The 1199-nt window shown below is 52.8% G+C and carries 1 protein-coding gene and 1 pseudogene; both read left to right on the top strand.

Annotated features, from left to right (window positions below; all coding sequences use genetic code 11):
- Positions 1-212, top strand: a 212-nt coding sequence (locus J5224_RS28830) for a type VI secretion system contractile sheath small subunit (RefSeq protein WP_264628516.1), incomplete at its 5' end; no start/stop codon positions are given.
- A gap of 31 nt (positions 213-243) precedes the next feature.
- A pseudogene (tssC, locus tag J5224_RS28825) lies at positions 244-1199 on the top strand (type VI secretion system contractile sheath large subunit); the annotation flags it as partial.

Raw genomic sequence — 1199 nt, 5'->3', positions numbered from 1 at the left:
TTGCTTCACTGAATGACTTTTCCCCCGATCGTATTGCTCAACAGGTGCCTGAATTGCGCAAACTGTTGGCGCTACGTGAAGCACTCGTTGCCCTCAAGGGGCCGCTCGGCAATATTCCCGCTTTCCGTAACCGTTTACAGGATCTGTTAGCCAGCGATGAAGCCAGAGAACAACTGCTGAAAGAGCTGGATCTGGTGAAACCGGCTGAATAATTGATGCCCACAACGAGATAGGGAAATAACGATGTCAATCATTGAAGCACAAACACAGGCCAACGCCGCCAGTGCCTCTGGCTCATTGCTGGATGAAATCATGGCGCAGGCGCGCATTACGCCGGTCGATGAGGGCTATAGCGTCGCCAAACAGGGAATTGCGGCGCTGGTGGCCAATATTCTTGACAACGGCAATGCCGCAGAACCGGTAAACAAAGCGCTGGTTGATAGCATGATCGTCGAACTGGACAAGACATTGAGCAAGCAGGTCGATGTCATTCTGCATGCTAAACCGCTCCTGGCGCTCGCTGAAACTGCTGGTCGATCGCACTGACTTTCGTGAAAACATCAAGCTGCTGGTGCTCCATGCTACCAAAGAAGAGTTGCTGGATGATTTTGAGTTCGCACCGGAAATTACCCAATCTGGCTTTTACAAACACGTTTATTCCAGTGGTTACGGGCAATTTGGCGGCCAGCCTATCGGTGGGGTGATCGGCGACTATGCCATGACGCAAAGCTCACCCGATATCAAACTGATGCAATACGTCAGCGCCGTGGGTGCCATGGCGCACGCACCGTTTGTTTCTTCCGTCGCGCCGACCTTTTTCGGTGTCGATAGCTTCACCGATCTGCCGACCATCAAGGATCTTAAATCGGTGTTTGAAGGCCCAGCCTATACCAAGTGGCGTTCGCTGCGTGAGTCCGAGGATGCGCGCTACCTGGGATTGACGGCACCGCGCTTCCTGGCACGTTTGCCCTACGATCCGATTGAAAACCCCATCAAGGGCTTCAATTACAAAGAAGATATTAGTTCCGATCACGATCACTACCTGTGGGGCAATACCGCTTATCTGATGGGCTCGGCCATCACCGACAGCTTCGCCAAATACCGTTGGTGCCCGAATATTATCGGCCCGCAAAGCGGTGGTGCTATTACCGATCTGCCCGTGCATGTGTATGAAGCCATGGGGCAATTGCAGGCAAAAA

The organism is Candidatus Symbiopectobacterium sp. NZEC135 (assembly GCF_025962695.1).
The sequence above is the reverse complement of the archived record's forward strand: the minus strand, read 5'-3'. Positions and strand labels throughout refer to the sequence as shown.